We start from the raw sequence: 16,418 nt of genomic DNA, 5'->3' as shown, positions 1-16,418 counted from the left end.
TATGGAAATGACTGATTTAAATGAGCAGATAGCGGAATCGAAAAGTTTTTCAGAAGCTGTGATTGCAAATATTCGGCAACCGCTACTGGTGCTCGATAAAAGCCTTCATATTGTGTCGGCAAACCACGCATTTCATCAAGTTTTTAATTTAAAAACAACGGAAACAGAAGGGGCTTTAATTTATAACCTTGGCAACAAACAATGGAATATTCCTTCACTGCGTAAACTTCTGGAAGAAATTTTACCGAAAAGAAAAAAGATTACTGATTATGAAGTAAAGCATCGTTTTCCTGATATTGGTGAGCGAACAATGCTCTTGAATGCCCAGGAGATTATACGCCATAGCGAGTCACAGAATTTAATCTTGCTTTCTATTGAAGACGTGACTGATGCAAATAAGGCAGACGAAGGAAATGCCACGCTGGCTACCATTGTGCAATCATCTGAATATGCCATCATAAGTAAAACACTTAAAGGAATTGTAACCAGCTGGAACCTTGGGGCAGAAAAATTATTTGGTTATACGCGTGCCGAAATGATTGGCCAGTCCATCCTCAAAATAATTCCCCCTGACCGCATTAATGAAGAACCTGAAATAATTAGAAAAATTCAAGAAGGTGAAACAATTGCCCATTTTGACACGCAGCGGGTCGCTAAGGACGGTAGGCTTATCGATATTTCGCTCACCATTTCACCAATTAAAGACAATAACGCACAGATAACCGGAGCATTAAAAATTGCGCGTGATATAACCGACCAAATTGAATCCAGAAAAAAAATAGAAGCAAGCGAAAAACGCATGCACAACCTTATTTACTCTTCGCCATCGGCCATGGCGATTTTAGATGGAGAAGATTTAGTTATTACCACGGCCAATGAAACAATTATAAATATATGGGGCAAGGGTAAAGACGTAATTGGGAAAAAGTACTTTGATGTATTGCCCGAATTGGCAGATCAGGGTTATAGGGAAATATTTACGGGAGTTTATAAAACAGGTGTACCTCATAATGCCATCGAAATGCCTGTAAGGTTTTTACACAATGGAGAGCCCACTTTAAATTATTACAATTTCATTTTATACCCACAGTATAATATGAATAATGAAATAGATGGTATTGGAATTATTGCAACTGATGTAACGGCACAGGCCTTGGTTAATAAAAGCATAAAAGAGAGCGAAGAACGCTTTCGCTCCCTCACACAAACCATACCTCAATTAATTTGGGTAACCGATGCACAAGGCAATGCAGAGTTTGCATCATCTCGGTGGAAGGAATATTCGGGTGTTGAGCCTGGAGGCGAAAAAGAATGGGAAGAAATAGTGCATCCTGACGACTATGCCGGCATAAATGAATCATGGATGAAGAGTTTAGCTACCGCCAACGTATATAAATCTGAAGTGCGGCTTAAAAACAGAGCCGGCGATTACAGATGGCATTCGGTCGTAGCAGAGCCTGTTTTAGATTCGGAAAATAAAATAATAAAATGGGTAGGAGCATTTACCGATATCAATGACCAAAAATTAAAAGACGAGAAAAAAGATGAATTTATGGGTATAGCCAGTCATGAAATGAAAACGCCACTTACCACGGCTAAGGCCTATTTGCAAATGCTGGAACTTACCTTAAGTGATACCGCAGAAGAAGCAAAAATGTTTGCTTTAAAAGCCAGCCAATCTGTTGACAGACTCAATGAATTAATTGGCGAATTGCTGGACGTGAGTAAGATACAATTCGGTAAATTAAATTATTCGATGACTACCTTCAATTTTAATGAAATGATAGTCGGTACCGTAGAGAATATACAGCTTACTTCGCCTGAAAGTATCATCATAAAGACCGGCAAAGTGAATGGTGCTGTAATGGGCGATAAAAACAGGCTACAGCAGGTGGTCATTAATTTACTCAGCAATGCTATTAAATATTCTCCCCATTCAGAAAGTGTTTTTATAACTTTAGCTCAAGAAAAAGATAGAATAACCGTGGCAGTAAAAGATACCGGAATCGGAATAGCCGAGCAGAGTCTGCATAAAATATTTGAAAAGTATCACCGCGTGGAAGAGCATGCCGTGCAGTTTCAAGGTATGGGTGTGGGTTTGTTTATTTCTTATGAAATAATAGAGCGCCACCACGGTAAATTGTGGGTAGAAAGCGAAGTAGGAAAAGGAAGTACATTTTATTTTACCCTGCCGGTAAATGGTGTGCAGCAGTCAGAATAAATTGAGGTTTCGTTAAAGAATAAATGCTTAAAATTGTGCGACTTTTTTAAGTAATAGAATAAAAATGGGTAAAAATAAGGTACTTCTTTCAGTTGAAGAGTTTCCTGCAGCGGGGGTGAAAAGTAAAGCAGATAAGTGTGTTTTAATATATGAAGACAATCTGGAGATTTTGTTTCTCTGCAAAATGCTCTTAACAAGAGATCAATACCGTGTGGAGACACGAACGAGATGTGATAATGTAATTGATGATATTGCCCTTATTAAGCCCGATCTTATTTTAATGGACCTTTGGATACCTGAAATTGGCGGTGAGAAAGCCGTAGTGCTCATTAAAGAGAATCCGGCAACCCAGCATGTTCCTGTTCTTCTTTTTTCGGCCAATGATAAAATTGAGGAAATCTGTAAAAAGACAAACGCCAATGGCTATATAGCGAAACCGTTTGATGTGCATACTTTTAATGAAACAATAGCGAGAAACATTTAAGGGGTATCCCAAAACGAAAAACCGAAAATATCCGGTTTGGTTATAGGCTAGACTTAGGTATTTGGTAAAAGCTCGGTGGGCTTTTTTTTATGGCCGGAGTCTAGCCCCCGTAGTATCTTTAAAAACGAAAGTACTATAATCGTCTGTTTTATTTTCTCGGGCCGCGTATTGAGGCGGCCTATTTAGAGTCTGTCAATAGAGTCAAGTGGCTGGATCATAAAGTTCAATAGCAAGGCGCATGCAGAATTGAAAATCAAGGAGTTGACATTTGTCAATAACTGTTTTCAATTCAATTGCAACGCCGATAGTGGACTTTATGGACAGACACTATTTAATCTCTTAGTGATTGTGTTGGTTTAAGTTTGCTTTATGCGATGGGAGTGAGGGATTCTTTTGCCTTTTCACATTTGCTATAAGATAAGTGGCAACCTTTTGGGTTTTTTGATTAAACTTGGGGTGCGGAAGTGGTTTGAAACAGCATACGCCCAAAACGGAAATAAGTGCAACAGTTGCGCTTATTTTTCAATAAGCGTAATAGAAGTTGCGTTTATTCCCTGATTTTGGGATATATAGTTAACTAGTTGCGCTTATTGATGTGTTAGCGGTCAGGCAAAATATGGTAACCACAAATGAAAAATAGGTGGACACAAATAATGAAAAAAAATAAAAGACTGAAATTAAAACCTCTTCAGACTTTAACTCATTATGGAATAGTCTTGTTTCTATTGTTTATCGTTTCATTGACAGCATGGAGTTTGATTCAAATTCACGTAACGGACACCTATACCGGAGTTCGGACTTCAAGAGAAATAATAAGAACTTCGTTACCATTTTTATTGCTTGCTCTATTTTTTGCTTTTATCCAATATAGGCGCCTGAAATTTAAAGAAATCGATGTTACATTTTCAGACGAGCAATTTCAAGAAGCCGTTGATAGGACTGCAAGAGAATTAAAATGGAGTATTGAGCGTAATAACAAGAATTTTTTAAGAGCATATCGATCTTGGAATTGGACAGCAAGTTGGGGTGAGATGGTTACAATTGCAAAAGATAAAGACCGCCTTTTTGTGAACAGCATTTGCAGCCCTGAAAGTATGAGCTCTGTAGCCTCATTTGGATGGAATAGGAAAAATATTAGTACATTCTTGGAAAACTTGACAGCTGTCAAAAATGGAAAACCAGAAGTAGTTAAAATTGAAAGAGTGAAAAGCGAATGGAGCTTAAAAAGAGTTTTAATCAGACTTTTAGCTTATCCATTTTGCATTTCTCTGATTATCCTTGGCATTTATATGATTTCACAATCTATGACTGTTAGAGCAGTTATAGCCGGAATTGCAGCAATTACAATTGCATGCATTTACCTGTATTCAGATATTAAAATTATGACAACAAAAAATAATAAAAGAAGAAACCCGAACCGCTAACATTTTATAAACGTAATGCGGGCTGTACGTCTAAAAATGAATATCTTGCAATCAAGGAACATTACGGTTTATTGAAAGTATGTGCTTCGAAATCCCGCACTACGCTTATATTGCCGTTGGCATAATTAAACTGAATGACGAAGAACAAATATTTATTTAACATTAAGACTTCTAATAATGGGCAAATATCTGTTCCATTGGCGGAGGGTGAGCCGTCTTCGTTCTCGGAGCAAATGGGGTTGGGAAGTCCACATTAATGCATAACTTATATGCTAGTAACAGAGCCCATGCGAAACGGATTTTAGCGCATAGGCAAACTTGGTTTACAAGTAATTCTATGGATTTAACTGCTGCGAAAAAGAAGCAGACAGAGACGAATATAAATAACCAAGACCAGCAAATCACTTCAAGATGGCAAGACGTATATTCTTCTCAAAGATCTAGCATTTCAATATTTGATCTCATAAACTCTCAAAATATTCGAGCTAGACATATTGCAAAAGCGGTAGATGAAGATGATATGGATTCAGCCAAAAAACTCTCAAATGCTCAAGCGCCTATTGAAGGAATCAATGAGTTACTTGCAATAGCAAACATACCCATTGAAATCTCACTTGGTAAAGATGAACAGTTGTTCGCTTCTAAGAATGGTAGCGCTTTGTACAGCATCGCTGAACTTTCAGATGGCGAACGAAATGCATTACTTATTGCTGCAGATGTATTAACCTCTGATCCAAACACATTAATAATAATTGATGAACCTGAAAGCCATTTACACCGTGCAATAATTTCCCCTCTATTGACATCACTGTTTCTCAAAAGAAGCGATTGCGCCTTTGTAATTTCAATCCACGACATTTTTCTACCAGTAGACAACTTCAAATCAAGTACTTTGCTAGTAAGAAACTGCAGCTGGAACGGAAAGAATATTGACAGTTGGGATGCAGATTTAATAGCAGAATCAGCTCAAATTTCGCCAGAAATTAAAAAAAGTATATTAGGAGCAAAACGAGAAATTCTTTTTGTTGAAGGCAATAATGAAAGTTTAGATAGACAGATTTACCAATTAATATATCCTACTGTCTCCGTTGTTCCAAAAGGCAGTTGTAAAGATGTTGAAAGCTGTAGAAGGCATAACTAGTAGTGAATCCTTACACTGGATTAATGCTTTTGGTCTTATTGATGCAGATGACAGAACAACTGACCAAATTCAAGAATTGTTTGAAAAAAGAATAATAGCAACCAAATGTTATTCCGTTGAGTCCCTATATTATCATTTAGATATTATAAGATTCGTTGCTAACACTTATGCGGAACTCACAGGGTCAGATAGTGATGAATTGTTCGGTACTGCAACAGTAAATATAGTTAGTTACATTAGCTCACATAAAGAGAGACTCTGTTCCAGATTATCTGAAAAAAGAGTTAGAACCGAGATTATGTCTATGCTTCCAAAACATACTGACATTATTGAAAATAAAGATTTTGAACTCAAACTTAGTCTTGAAGATTATTTCAATCAAGAGGTAGCCAAATTTGATCAATTAATTTATGACAAAAATTTAAATGGTCTTATTGCTCGCTATCCAGTAAGAGAAACACCCGTGCTTAATAACATTGCTAATGGTTTAGGTATTGATAGGGCAACATATGAAAGTATTGTAAGGAAGTTAATCATTGATGATGAAGCTGTATTAAAAACCTTGAGGACGATACTTGGTGAATTAACTGCATTGATAATAAAAGAAAACTATGCCCAATCGAGTAGACAGCTCCGCCCCTAAATAGGGACGGAGTGCGCACATCGACAAGCACTTCGACAAGCACTTCGACAAGCACTTCGACAAGCTCAGTAACCACTCTGCAACCACCTCTCACACCATCCCGATGTACCGGGACGGTTCGTTGCGTTGTGGAGCGATTTTATGGTGGAGTTCCGAAGCCGATAAGTATCTTCTGCCACGTAACCGACAAGAAATTGGTAAAAGATCTTACGGAAGCATCAGAAATACAGCACCCTAGAGCCGTGGAATAATTTGTATGTTTATGCTGATCAAAAAAATAAATGAAATGAAAGCAATCCATATAACGAAATCCGGTGGGCCGGAAGTATTAAAACTAGAAGAAACCCCAAAACCAAAACCGGACAAAAACCAGGTGTTAATCAAAGTGAAAGCAGCGGGTGTGAATCGCAGCGATGTAGTAACACGCAAAAACACAAAGGCCTATGGCAAAGGATCTTCTGATGCGTTGATCCCCGGCCTGGAAGTTTCGGGTGAGATTATAGAGATAGGTTCCGATGTTAGCGATAAAAAAATTGGCGACAAAGTTTGCGCGCTGATTGCGAGCGGTGGTTATGCCGAATATGTCGCTGTTGAGAGTTCTCATTGCCTTCCTGTACCCGAAGGAATAAGTTTAACCGATGCCGCTGCAATTCCCGAAACTGTTTTCACGGTTTGGTTCAATGTATTTCAATTGGGAAATCTTCAACCCGGTGAAAAATTATTGATTCACGGTGGCACAAGCGGCATCGGCACCATGGGTTTGCAAATGGCTAAGGCTCTGGGCTCCAAGGTGTATACAACCGCCGGCACTGATAAAAAGATCGATTTTCTGAATAAAATGGATCTTGGCAAGGCCATAAACTACAAAAAAGAAGCCTTCGAAGAAGTTTTAAAAGACGAAAGAATAGATGTCATTCTGGATATGGTCGGTGGAGATTATACTCAAAAGAATCTCGAAATTCTCAATAAAAAAGGTCGACTGATTAATATAAACGGAATGAAGAGTATGGACGTAAAGATTAATCTTCGCACTGTAATGAGTAAAAACCTGGTATTGACCGGAAGCTTTCTGAAGCCGCAATCCGCAGCTGTAAAAACGCAGATTGCCAAGGAAGTTGAAAAAACCATATGGCCATTGTTCCGTTCTGAAAAAATACACCCCGTTATTTACAAGAAGTTTCCACTTGGAGATGCGTCGGAAGCGCATAAGTTGATGGAAAGTAGCGCGCATATTGGGAAAATTTTGTTGACGGTGGACTAAAAAAGTGACCTAGTTCGTTATGCAAGGTTGTGCGCAAATGGGCTAAATTAACTTTGCGGAAGAAGGTTTTAGTTTCATTATGCTTTTATGCAGTTATGCGATTAGTTCTAATCTTTTGGGTTTTTAGCTAAACTCGGGGTGCCAAAGATGTTGGCATCTGTAAAAAGGATAGATGCCCAAAAGTTGGGATAGTTGGGGGATAGCCTTGTCCGGCATGTCCAGTTTTAGCCAAGACTTCAAAAACAATTCGTGCATGAAAAAGTACATACTAATAGGACTGATAGTATTGACGTCATTTTGTTGCAGAAGTCAAGAAAGCCTATCAAATGGAGCCAATTCAAAACAAGTATTGGATTCTATAATTTCGATTGCAAAAGCAAAGATGGAACCACGCATAAAGATGGAATAATACCTGATAACTTTTTGCCAGTGAATCTTTCGACGATAAAAACCCTACAACCGGCGAAGTTATTGAAGAAGCAAAAACATGGATAAGTGACGGCTACGATTTAATTAAAAAATAGCGACTTTAGTACAAAACTAAAAATGTAAATATAGAGTAGGGAATCACCAATTAACAGAAAGGTTGGTGATTAAATCCCATTCTTTTAAACGATCGTTAAAGGCAAATAAATGCATTACAGACTGATACAACATAACCACTCCACTTTGCTAAGCGAAGTGCTTTATGACGTGTATGAGTTAAAAAATGGACTTACAGAGAAAAGATATACCACAGCGCCAAATGGAATAATTGGAATTGCTTTTTTTTTAGAGGGTGATTCTCACCTCAAAGAAAATCAAGGCTGGAACAAAGCGCCGGAATCTTGCATTTACGGACTAATAAAAAAACCAGATTTAATTAAAATCAGCCCTAATTTTAGAGAAATTGCCATAGGGTTCAAGCCATTTTTTTTCCATTTACTGGTGTCAAATCCAATGAGTGACATTGTAAATTGTCCCCACCTGAACACAAAGGAGATTTTTAAGGCATCAGCAGTCGATAAACTGCAAGAAGAGCTGCTTACCTGCGATAACGATCGTTTAATTATTCAGGCAATCGAAGAATTTATCCTGGCACATATTCGGAATAAGTATGATCAGCGGGTGCTGCATGTTATGCGTCGTATTTATTCGGCTGAAACAAACCGTGTGGATAGTCTTTGTGAAGAATTAAATGTATCATCAAATACATTGCGAAATTTGTGTCTCTCTGGACTTGGTAGGTCAACCAAAGAGATGATTCAAATAATCAGAATCAATAAAACATTAAGTTCAATCCAGCCTAACCTATCTATCAATTTGCAGGATATTGCATTTAACAATGGTTATTTCGATCAGGCACATTTTATTCATGACTTCAAAAGTACGATGCACATGACCCCAAAAAAATATTTTGATAATAAAGACCTAACGTTCGATTTTTACAATTCTAAAAGATGGAATGGTGATATTTTTGATGAAACTTCTCACTAAAAATTTACCTCATGCTTAGATTATTTGCAGTCTTCATTTTTTTATTTGTGTTAAAACTAAATGGCTATTCTCAAAACTATGAAAACCACATAAACTCTGTAGAAGCAGTTGTTGAAGGGATAAACAATTCGGATTATAAAGTGGTGAAAAAGTCATGGGGGCTCATCGGAAAGGTACTAATCAGACAAAAAAAACTCGAACAAGAATACTTGCCGTTTACCCAGAAATACGGACAAGTAGTAATAGACACTATCATTTTCACATCTAAGTATAGTGCTACTGCACAATTGACTACCCCCGCATTTGCAAGCAAAAGGACATTTATGCAGTTCATCTTCAATGAAAAAGGCAAACTTCAAGGAATGGGATTTGGTTACCCCACATTTGTATATCGAAACACCGGAGAATTGAAAAACCACAAGGATGATGCACATCAAATTGATTCTGTTGTACAAAAAACAATTCGCTCCACTGGTCAATATAGCTTTAATGGCTGCATTTTGGTTTCCAGTGGTGATAGCATTTTATATAAAAAGAATGTCGGCTACCTGAACTTCCAAGATTCACTGGCACTCAATGACAGTTCACTTTTTTTACTTGCGTCGTGTTCAAAGCAATTTACCGCGTTGGCCATCATGCAACTGCAAGAAAGGGGTAAATTAAATTGCAGCGATCAGGTTCGCAAATACTTGCCTAATTTTCCCTATCCTGAAATTACCATTGAACAATTACTAACGCACACTTCCGGCCTTCCTGATTATATGGCCTTATTGAAAAAACATTGGGATCATTCAAAATTTGCCACAAACGAAGACATACTGACCTTATTTGCTGAACAGAAACCTGAATTATTATTCAATTCTGGTGATCGATGGGATTACTCAAACACGGGCTACGTAGTGCTTTCAAGTATTATTCAAAAGATCTCCAATCAAACTTACGGTGCCTTCTTAAAAGAAAATATTTTTATGCCCTTAAACATGGATCAGTCGATTGTGTACCACAGAAGAATTCAAAAGGATTCACTTTCAAATTATGCAAGTGGACATGTATTTTCGGCTCAAAGAAATAAATTTGTATTGCCTGATAGCTTATCCAGGTATGATTATGTGTCGTTTATGGATGGTATTACGGGCGACGATGGCGTAAGCTCTTCTATTTTGGATTTGCAGAAATGGAATGACGGATTAAAGCAGAATGCAATTCTTAGCGAAGAATCAACAAAGAGGATGAATACCCCATATGTTTTAAAAAATGGCAAACCAACGAATTATGGGTATGGAGTCTTTCTAACGCAAGGCGATAATATTCAAGACTTAGAATATCACACGGGGAGTTGGCCGGGTTATTCAACACTGATCATGCGCATGCCAGATTCTGATAAAACGATTATTTTCCTATCCAACAATGCGTATTATAATATGGCGGCTCTAGTAGATGAGATAGCTGCGATTGTACTGTAGAGTGGAAGATTGATGCTAATAACTGTGTAGTAAGTTTTAATCATTTGGGTTTTTTGATTAAACTTGGGGTGCGAAAGGGTCACAGAGGTTACGTCCAATGCGGAAATAAGCGTACATGTACGCTTATCGGAATGTTGTGAGCAATTTGAGTATTTGAATAACTACTAATTCTTATCAACAAAAAATTCTAACATGAATGACCATTTTCATTTCACTCTGCGGGTTTCGCTGACTTTTCTCATACTTCTCATGGCTGTCTTGAGAATGAACGCTCAATCGGTTCGAGTAGAATTAGAAAAAGATACCATAGGAGTGGACGAATTAATTAAAGTATCCATAAAAATCGATTTCGAGCCAGACTCCGTAAGTTTTCCCAACTTCAAAAACTTTGCGGTTTCATTTGGTCCCCAAAAGCTCAAGCAAATAAGGTTTGCAGACGGTCTGAAGACTTCAGAAACGGAATACATATATAAATTAAGACCTCTTAATGTCGGAAGCTTTAAAATGGAATGCATATCGGCATATCTGAACGAATCCATTATTCCTTGTGAGAATATCTTTCTAACGGTTGTACCATCCGATAAGAAAGAAAGCAGAATTAAACTTGAAAGACTGGTATTTGATTCTTCGAAACCTGAAGGTACTATCAGAATATCTTTTCATGAGGAAACAGGATTCATTGAGAAATTTGAAAACAGCGAATGGGTATTCATTCGTCTACTTAATCTTAAAGAGATAAATAAGATTAAAAAAGTAGAATAACTTCTCACAACATTCTGTATAGTGCATGCCCTACGGGACACGTACCATACAGTTGCCGTTTTGCCCAATGCAAAAAATGACAAAACAGGCAGCCATAATAACATTTGAGACAATATTGCTAATTTCTTGTAATAAGACAATGCTAGTGGTTTTTTGGACTGACTTCGATAAGAATAACAAAATAAAGCAATTGACCGACCAAGAACCTTGGGGCGGTCAGCGCGCAATGTTCTGGAAAAGTGAGAAACAAGGAACTTTTGACATTGAAAGAATTATTCAATTCGCATCAAAGAACGGTTGGACATTTGTTGATACCACTAAATATATGACGGTTGACCTAAAAACATGGACTTATTTCGACAAGGAAATTTTTCCACTTTCTCATGAAGGTTTTAATCCGAATGTAACCCCACTAATCACCAATTTCCGAGATGGATAAAATCAGACGTTTGGATTTTGTGTTTTCTTACGATAAACTCATGGAAATTTTCAGAACCCTAAAGATTGTTCACCCAGTTTTCTACGGTATTTTCTTAATGAGACTCCGTAGAGCTAAAAGCTTGTAAATATGCAAAACACGCACAAACTTTCTTATAAGCGCAAAAAGTACAGGGCATTGTACAAACTCGAAGCAGGGCTTGAAATTCCAATGTTTATTTTGTCACTCCTTTGGCTTTACTTGCTTATTGTAGATCTGGTGAAAGGATTGGGCCAGATCCAGAACACGATATTTTACATCATCTGGGGCATTTTTATTTTTGAATATATTTTAAAGCTATACCTGGCGGCTAGCAAATGGACATACATAAAACAAAACTGGATTACGCTGCTCGCATTAATAATTCCTGCATTTAGAGTATTTCGGTTGCTTAACGCCATTCGGATTTTGCGTTCGGCGAGTTTCATTTCTTCTACAAATGTGTTGCGCTCATTAACTTCAGGACGCCGATTTTTAACAGCATTAAAGGAAGCGAAAGGCCCGCAACCAGAGCCTGAAATGAATATCGGGATATTAATTGAATACAGTAAAAAGGAGTCGAAGGAAGAATTAAAGCAGTTTGCCGAGCAGTTAATATTAGATGTAATGTCTCCATTGCAGGCTGCTACCGGTATCCCGTGGAGCTTCGATATCACAGATCCATCACAGTTGGCCACTGATAAAGCCAGGCGACCTTCAGATTTTCTGGATGATACTAGCCTCCGAATGGCCGAAGGGCCCTATGATATGATGCTGGTAATAACAGATGTTGCCTTGGCAACCGTAAAAAACAGGGTTGACGCTGGTTTCACATCTAGCGTAGCCCGAATCGCCATGATATCCACTCGAAAATTGGTGACTACTGGGAGAAAACAGCCGATGCTTTCATTGAACGATGAATCGGTAAGGTATAATGCGGCTGCACTATTCTTGCACTTGGTAGGAGAGATCCTGGAACTAAGCCGCACAAAGAAAGGTCGTTCTAAAATTATGTCTACTTTCGAGTTCATACCAGATCGCAAATCGGTGCCTGCTTTCACGCAAGCAGAGATAGATAGGTTACATAAGAATAACGAGCGCCTGCCTGAACGGGAGTTACGCGGCGGCAATGGACTGGAGAGTTTTATGTTTCATTTGTTAATGGCATTTCGTCATCCCAAACAACTAATCAAACCCATTTTAAGAAATAGGGCGATCTTGCTTCCTCTGTCGCTTCCAAAGCTGGTAACCGCAGCCGTAAGTCCTTCATTTATCCTACTATTCACTGCAGAGATATGGGATGTAGGGATAAATATGCCCAATTCTGTTGCCATCATGTTTGCGGTAATGAGTATTATGGGTGCCAGCTTTTATCTCGTTACAATACAATCACTTTTCTTACCGCGGAAAGAAAAAAGAATTCTGACAGAACATCTTGCCGTAGCAAATACAACTATATACCTAAGCATATTCCTTGCTTGCATCGGCCTTTTTTTAATGGTCGGTTTGCTGATGTTGTTTATGGAACTCTATGTGTTCCCGGGAGACCTGATACAAACCTGGCCTACCTTAAATAAGCAGGCAGTTGAATTAACCGATTTGATACGCCTGGCTGCATTCATTAGTACTGTGGGGGTAACTACCGGCGCACTTGCAGGAGGGTTTGAAAGCCGCGCGGTAATCAGGGAGTTGTCACTGTTTAAAAGACAGAAATAGTATTGCGAAAATTGGCGCTGGCTATTTCAGGCGCCATTGGCCAGCATTACATTGATTGAGTAGCTCGCCTGGTAAATTTATCTTTCTATTAAAAAGTAAAAACCCTATTACTTATATAGAACTTCGACAGGCGGTTGGGAAATCCATGCTTCTCGGCTTAGAAATATTAATCGCAGCCGATATAATGGCAACAGTTGTTACTGAACCTTCCTTAAAATCAGTTTCAATACTGGGTTTAATTGTTCTTATTAGAACATTTTTAAGCCTTTCACTCCAAGTTGAGCTAGAAGGAGAGTTTCGCTGGCAAAAATTTAAAATAGAGAATTCTAAAAAAGATAAGTGAAAAAACAAATCGAATAAATAATTACTGACAATAGCCCAATATTCGTCGCTCGCGAGTACTTTTTCCTCAACATACCGCATTGACATTTTAAGTGAGCCAGAAGATGATAAAAGCGTTTCAAAAATAGCATTAATAGATCCTATAAATGCTTAGCAACAGTCAGGAAGCAATTTATAACCTGGCTAAAGCTTTGGCGATTTTCTGAAATAAATATAGTAGTTTAGACTTGTAATATAAGCGCTTTTTGATGGCAACTAAGTAAGGCAATTTCACGACCTTGGGTTCCAATCTTTTCAAGTGTTCTCGTAGTCCGTTTAGCCGTCAGTGCGCTAGATTTGAGAAGCTTGAGATGAAATTCCCCCTGCTTGATCGATGCCGATACGTTGTATATAGTTTAAAAATTAACCAATTAAATAAGCAATATGGATTGGATATATAGTAGCAACGACCCGCTTTTTCAGACCTTAGTTGGGTGTGTCATTATTTTTGTGGTCATAATAATATTGACCAGAATCGTGGGTCTTAGAGCCTTTGCAAAATTTACAGCTTATGATTTTGCTTTTACCGTGGCTATTGGCAGTATTATTTCTTCCACCCTTACCTCATCTACATCATTGGCTCATGGATCTATTGCAATTGCAGGCCTTCTGTTTTTAGCGATGACTTTTTCTTTCCTACAAAAAAAATTTCCATCACTAAGTAGAACTATTTCCAACGCACCTTTACTTCTTATGGATGGCAATACGATTTTGCATGAGAATTTAAAATATGCACGAATAGAAGAGGATCAAGTAATTGCTAAACTACGAGAGGCCAATGTACTTAACTATGACCAAGTCTTTGCCGTTGTACTCGAATCTACGGGAGATATCTCGGTGCTTCATTCCGCCGATAGCGATAAAAATGAAAGATTCGACAAAAAATTACTTTCAGGTGTAAGAATAAAACCATAGAATTATTGTCCATGTATTACTATCTTAAAAATAGGGCCTGTGGTTAGACTGAAAACCGAATACTTCTATCTAGCCTATCTTTCTTTTACTGTTCGTTTTATTCATATACCATTTGTCTAAAGCTATTTGAGCAACAACTAAAATAAAGATGAAGGAATCAATTTTTAAGTACCTTTAAGAGGATGAAAAAAACAAGGAAGGTTCTGTATATCGTCATTATCGTGATAGCATTGATTTTGGCATTATGTTCAATATTTTCCATCTTGAGAAATACCGAAAGTCTTTACTTAAAAATGCTTGATTTTCCGCGCATCCAGTTTTTCATCGCATCCTTTATTTGTCTTGCAATACTAGTTATATTGATAAGGCGTTGGCGATGGTATGATTATATGTTCATCGGTGTACTTTTAATGGGCATGGTTATAAATGGTTCTTATCTTATCAATTATACACCTTTGGTTTCTGTTGAAGTTCCTTCAGTAGAGGAAATAAAACCAAATGATGCCCAATTAAGCCTATTAATAGCTAATGTGAAAATGTCCAATAAAAGTGCTCAACTATTCATCAATTTGATTGAAATTAAACAACCTGATTTGATCTTGGCCATGGAGGTAAATGAATGGTGGGACAAACAACTTAAAGTTCTTGAAAATGATTATCCTTATTCCCAACATACAATCAACAACGTTACCTACGGAATGGTTATTTTCAGTAAGTTCCCGATAGAAAAAGTAGAAGTTGATTATTTACAAAATGAAAATGTGCCTTCTTTTGAGAGTACAATTATTCTTTCTGGGGGTAAGTATATCAGCTTTCATTCTCTACATCCTGTCCCACCTACACATTTTAAAAATTTACCAGATAATGAAGGTCAGAAGGAAGATGCTTTAAAGAAATTGGGAAAGAAAATCAAAGGTAGAAAGTTTCCGACCATCGTGGCAGGAGATTTTAATGATGTGGTTTGGTCATATGTTGATGAATTGACCGGAACTGAAAGCATACTTTATGATGTTAGGGTAGGAAGAGGATTTTATAACAGTTACAATGCAACGAACATTTTAAATAGGTGGCCATTAGATCATGTTTTTGTAACTGATGAATTCCGATTAAAAACATTGGAGCGCCTGCCAGAAATGGGTTCAGACCATTTTCCTATTTTTGTTGAGTTGGTATTGTAAAAAAGGTTTGCATGGCATAATTTAAACACCCTTAAAACCAGCCATTAATGAAAGGATGAACTACTTAAAATTGAAATAAGAATGATGACAATAATTACAGTAATCTTTGTGTCAGCAACACTTATTATAGGCGCATTCTGGAGGCAAGAATTAAAATAAACTGAGTTCAGATTTTGTTCAAATGAAAATTATAGCTCCAATAGATTCTAAGATGGGAAATCACACTGTAAAAGTTGAATCAAATGGTTCTATTAAGGAATTGAAATTGGATAGTGGATTAAATAGAGTTTGTCAATAGAGTCAAGTGGCTGGATCATAAAGTTCAATAGCAAGGCGCATGCAGAATTGAAAATCAAGGAGTTGACATTTGTCAATAACTGTTTTCAATTCAAGTGCAACGCCGATAGTGGACTTTATGGACAGACACTAAATAGACTTGGGTTCTCTATAAGTGTATTTATTTCTTGTGATTGCCAACCTTTTTTGCAGTAAGATATATAGAATTCAAGTAGTAGCAACCTAATTAGAGTCTGTCAATAGAGTCAGGTGGCTGGATCATAAAGTTCAATAGCAAGGCGCACGTAGGATTGAAAATAAAGGAGTCCCGCTGGGGCGGGATGACTGTTTTCAAGACAAGTGCAACGCAGATAGTGGACTGTATGGACAGACACTAATTAGTAGCAGTAGGGAATTCGCGCTGGAAAGAGAACCAGGATATAATGTTAAGTACATAGCAAAGATTGAAAGAAGCGCATCATATGAATAATTTTTTAGTACATGACAAAAATATAACCCGCTGATAATCAGCAAATTAAATGTTAAAAAATTAGTATAAAGCATTGGTAATCAGTATCTTAGAAGGATAATCTCAAACATCTTTCAAGAACATGAAAACC

At 37.5% G+C, this 16,418-nt stretch carries 13 protein-coding genes and 1 pseudogene; all 14 read left to right on the top strand.

The genetic code is table 11. The features are described 5' to 3' along the window. Positions 1-7: 7 nt before the first annotated feature. The 14 genes and pseudogenes from G3O08_RS11955 (at position 8) to G3O08_RS11890 (ending at position 15,522) form a co-directional block, all read left to right on the top strand. Positions 8-2,221 carry a PAS domain S-box protein gene (locus tag G3O08_RS11955; RefSeq protein ID WP_163285611.1) on the top strand — a complete coding sequence of 738 codons (2,214 nt, stop codon included), beginning with the start codon at positions 8-10 and terminating at the stop codon, positions 2,219-2,221. A 64-nt stretch (positions 2,222-2,285) separates the two neighbouring features. Then, on the top strand, positions 2,286-2,705 hold the full coding sequence (locus G3O08_RS11950; RefSeq protein ID WP_163285610.1) for a response regulator: 420 nt from the start codon (positions 2,286-2,288) through the stop codon (positions 2,703-2,705). Positions 2,706-3,358: 653 nt separating this feature from the next. Then, positions 3,359-4,129 carry a hypothetical protein gene (locus G3O08_RS11945; protein ID WP_163285609.1) on the top strand — a complete coding sequence of 257 codons (771 nt, stop codon included), beginning with the start codon at positions 3,359-3,361 and terminating at the stop codon, positions 4,127-4,129. A 226-nt stretch (positions 4,130-4,355) separates the two neighbouring features. Beyond that, positions 4,356-5,270: pseudogene (locus G3O08_RS11940) on the top strand (AAA family ATPase); the annotation flags it as partial. Next, complete coding sequence (locus G3O08_RS11935) at positions 5,242-5,913, top strand: hypothetical protein (protein ID WP_163285607.1); 672 nt, start codon at positions 5,242-5,244, stop codon at positions 5,911-5,913. The pseudogene G3O08_RS11940 and the gene G3O08_RS11935, both read left to right, overlap by 29 nt. Before the next feature lie 286 nt (positions 5,914-6,199). Continuing rightward, on the top strand, positions 6,200-7,174 hold the full coding sequence (locus G3O08_RS11930; RefSeq protein WP_163285606.1) for an NAD(P)H-quinone oxidoreductase: 975 nt from the start codon (positions 6,200-6,202) through the stop codon (positions 7,172-7,174). A gap of 633 nt (positions 7,175-7,807) precedes the next feature. Beyond that, positions 7,808-8,650 (top strand): helix-turn-helix transcriptional regulator, encoded by an 843-nt coding sequence (locus G3O08_RS11925; protein WP_163285605.1) that lies wholly within the window; start codon positions 7,808-7,810, stop codon positions 8,648-8,650. Between the two features lie 11 nt (positions 8,651-8,661). Beyond that, positions 8,662-10,113 (top strand): serine hydrolase domain-containing protein, encoded by a 1,452-nt coding sequence (locus tag G3O08_RS11920; RefSeq protein WP_163285604.1) that lies wholly within the window; start codon positions 8,662-8,664, stop codon positions 10,111-10,113. Positions 10,114-10,305: 192 nt separating this feature from the next. Beyond that, positions 10,306-10,875 (top strand): BatD family protein, encoded by a 570-nt coding sequence (locus G3O08_RS11915; protein WP_163285603.1) that lies wholly within the window; start codon positions 10,306-10,308, stop codon positions 10,873-10,875. A 190-nt stretch (positions 10,876-11,065) separates the two neighbouring features. Further along, a complete protein-coding gene (locus tag G3O08_RS11910) occupies positions 11,066-11,314 on the top strand; it encodes a hypothetical protein (RefSeq protein WP_163285602.1) in 249 nt (82 codons plus the stop codon). A 129-nt stretch (positions 11,315-11,443) separates the two neighbouring features. Further along, positions 11,444-13,048 (top strand): ion transporter, encoded by a 1,605-nt coding sequence (locus tag G3O08_RS11905; protein WP_163285601.1) that lies wholly within the window; start codon positions 11,444-11,446, stop codon positions 13,046-13,048. Between the two features lie 55 nt (positions 13,049-13,103). Next, entirely contained in the window at positions 13,104-13,391 is a 288-nt protein-coding gene (locus G3O08_RS11900) for a DUF1622 domain-containing protein (RefSeq protein WP_163285600.1), read from the top strand. A 422-nt stretch (positions 13,392-13,813) separates the two neighbouring features. Further along, entirely contained in the window at positions 13,814-14,344 is a 531-nt protein-coding gene (locus tag G3O08_RS11895) for a DUF421 domain-containing protein (protein WP_163285599.1), read from the top strand. Between the two features lie 263 nt (positions 14,345-14,607). Then, a complete protein-coding gene (locus G3O08_RS11890) occupies positions 14,608-15,522 on the top strand; it encodes an endonuclease/exonuclease/phosphatase family protein (protein ID WP_239541185.1) in 915 nt (304 codons plus the stop codon). Positions 15,523-16,418: the final 896 nt, after the last annotated feature.

This window comes from Cryomorpha ignava (assembly GCF_010686655.1).
GTDB lineage: Bacteria > Bacteroidota > Bacteroidia > Flavobacteriales_D > Cryomorphaceae > Cryomorpha > Cryomorpha ignava.
The sequence above is the reverse complement of the archived record's forward strand: the minus strand, read 5'-3'. Positions and strand labels throughout refer to the sequence as shown.

Excerpts from the sequence above, each read along its gene's own strand:
- G3O08_RS11955 (WP_163285611.1), top strand. The coding sequence starts at position 8 with ATGACTGATTTAAATGAGCAGATAGCGGAATCGAAAAGTTTTTCAGAA.
- G3O08_RS11950 (WP_163285610.1), top strand. The coding sequence starts at position 2,286 with ATGGGTAAAAATAAGGTACTTCTTTCAGTTGAAGAGTTTCCTGCAGCG.
- G3O08_RS11945 (WP_163285609.1), top strand. The coding sequence starts at position 3,359 with ATGAAAAAAAATAAAAGACTGAAATTAAAACCTCTTCAGACTTTAACT.
- G3O08_RS11935 (WP_163285607.1), top strand. The coding sequence starts at position 5,242 with ATGTTGAAAGCTGTAGAAGGCATAACTAGTAGTGAATCCTTACACTGG.
- G3O08_RS11930 (WP_163285606.1), top strand. The coding sequence starts at position 6,200 with ATGAAAGCAATCCATATAACGAAATCCGGTGGGCCGGAAGTATTAAAA.
- G3O08_RS11925 (WP_163285605.1), top strand. The coding sequence starts at position 7,808 with ATGCATTACAGACTGATACAACATAACCACTCCACTTTGCTAAGCGAA.
- G3O08_RS11920 (WP_163285604.1), top strand. The coding sequence starts at position 8,662 with ATGCTTAGATTATTTGCAGTCTTCATTTTTTTATTTGTGTTAAAACTA.
- G3O08_RS11915 (WP_163285603.1), top strand. The coding sequence starts at position 10,306 with ATGAATGACCATTTTCATTTCACTCTGCGGGTTTCGCTGACTTTTCTC.
- G3O08_RS11905 (WP_163285601.1), top strand. The coding sequence starts at position 11,444 with ATGCAAAACACGCACAAACTTTCTTATAAGCGCAAAAAGTACAGGGCA.
- G3O08_RS11895 (WP_163285599.1), top strand. The coding sequence starts at position 13,814 with ATGGATTGGATATATAGTAGCAACGACCCGCTTTTTCAGACCTTAGTT.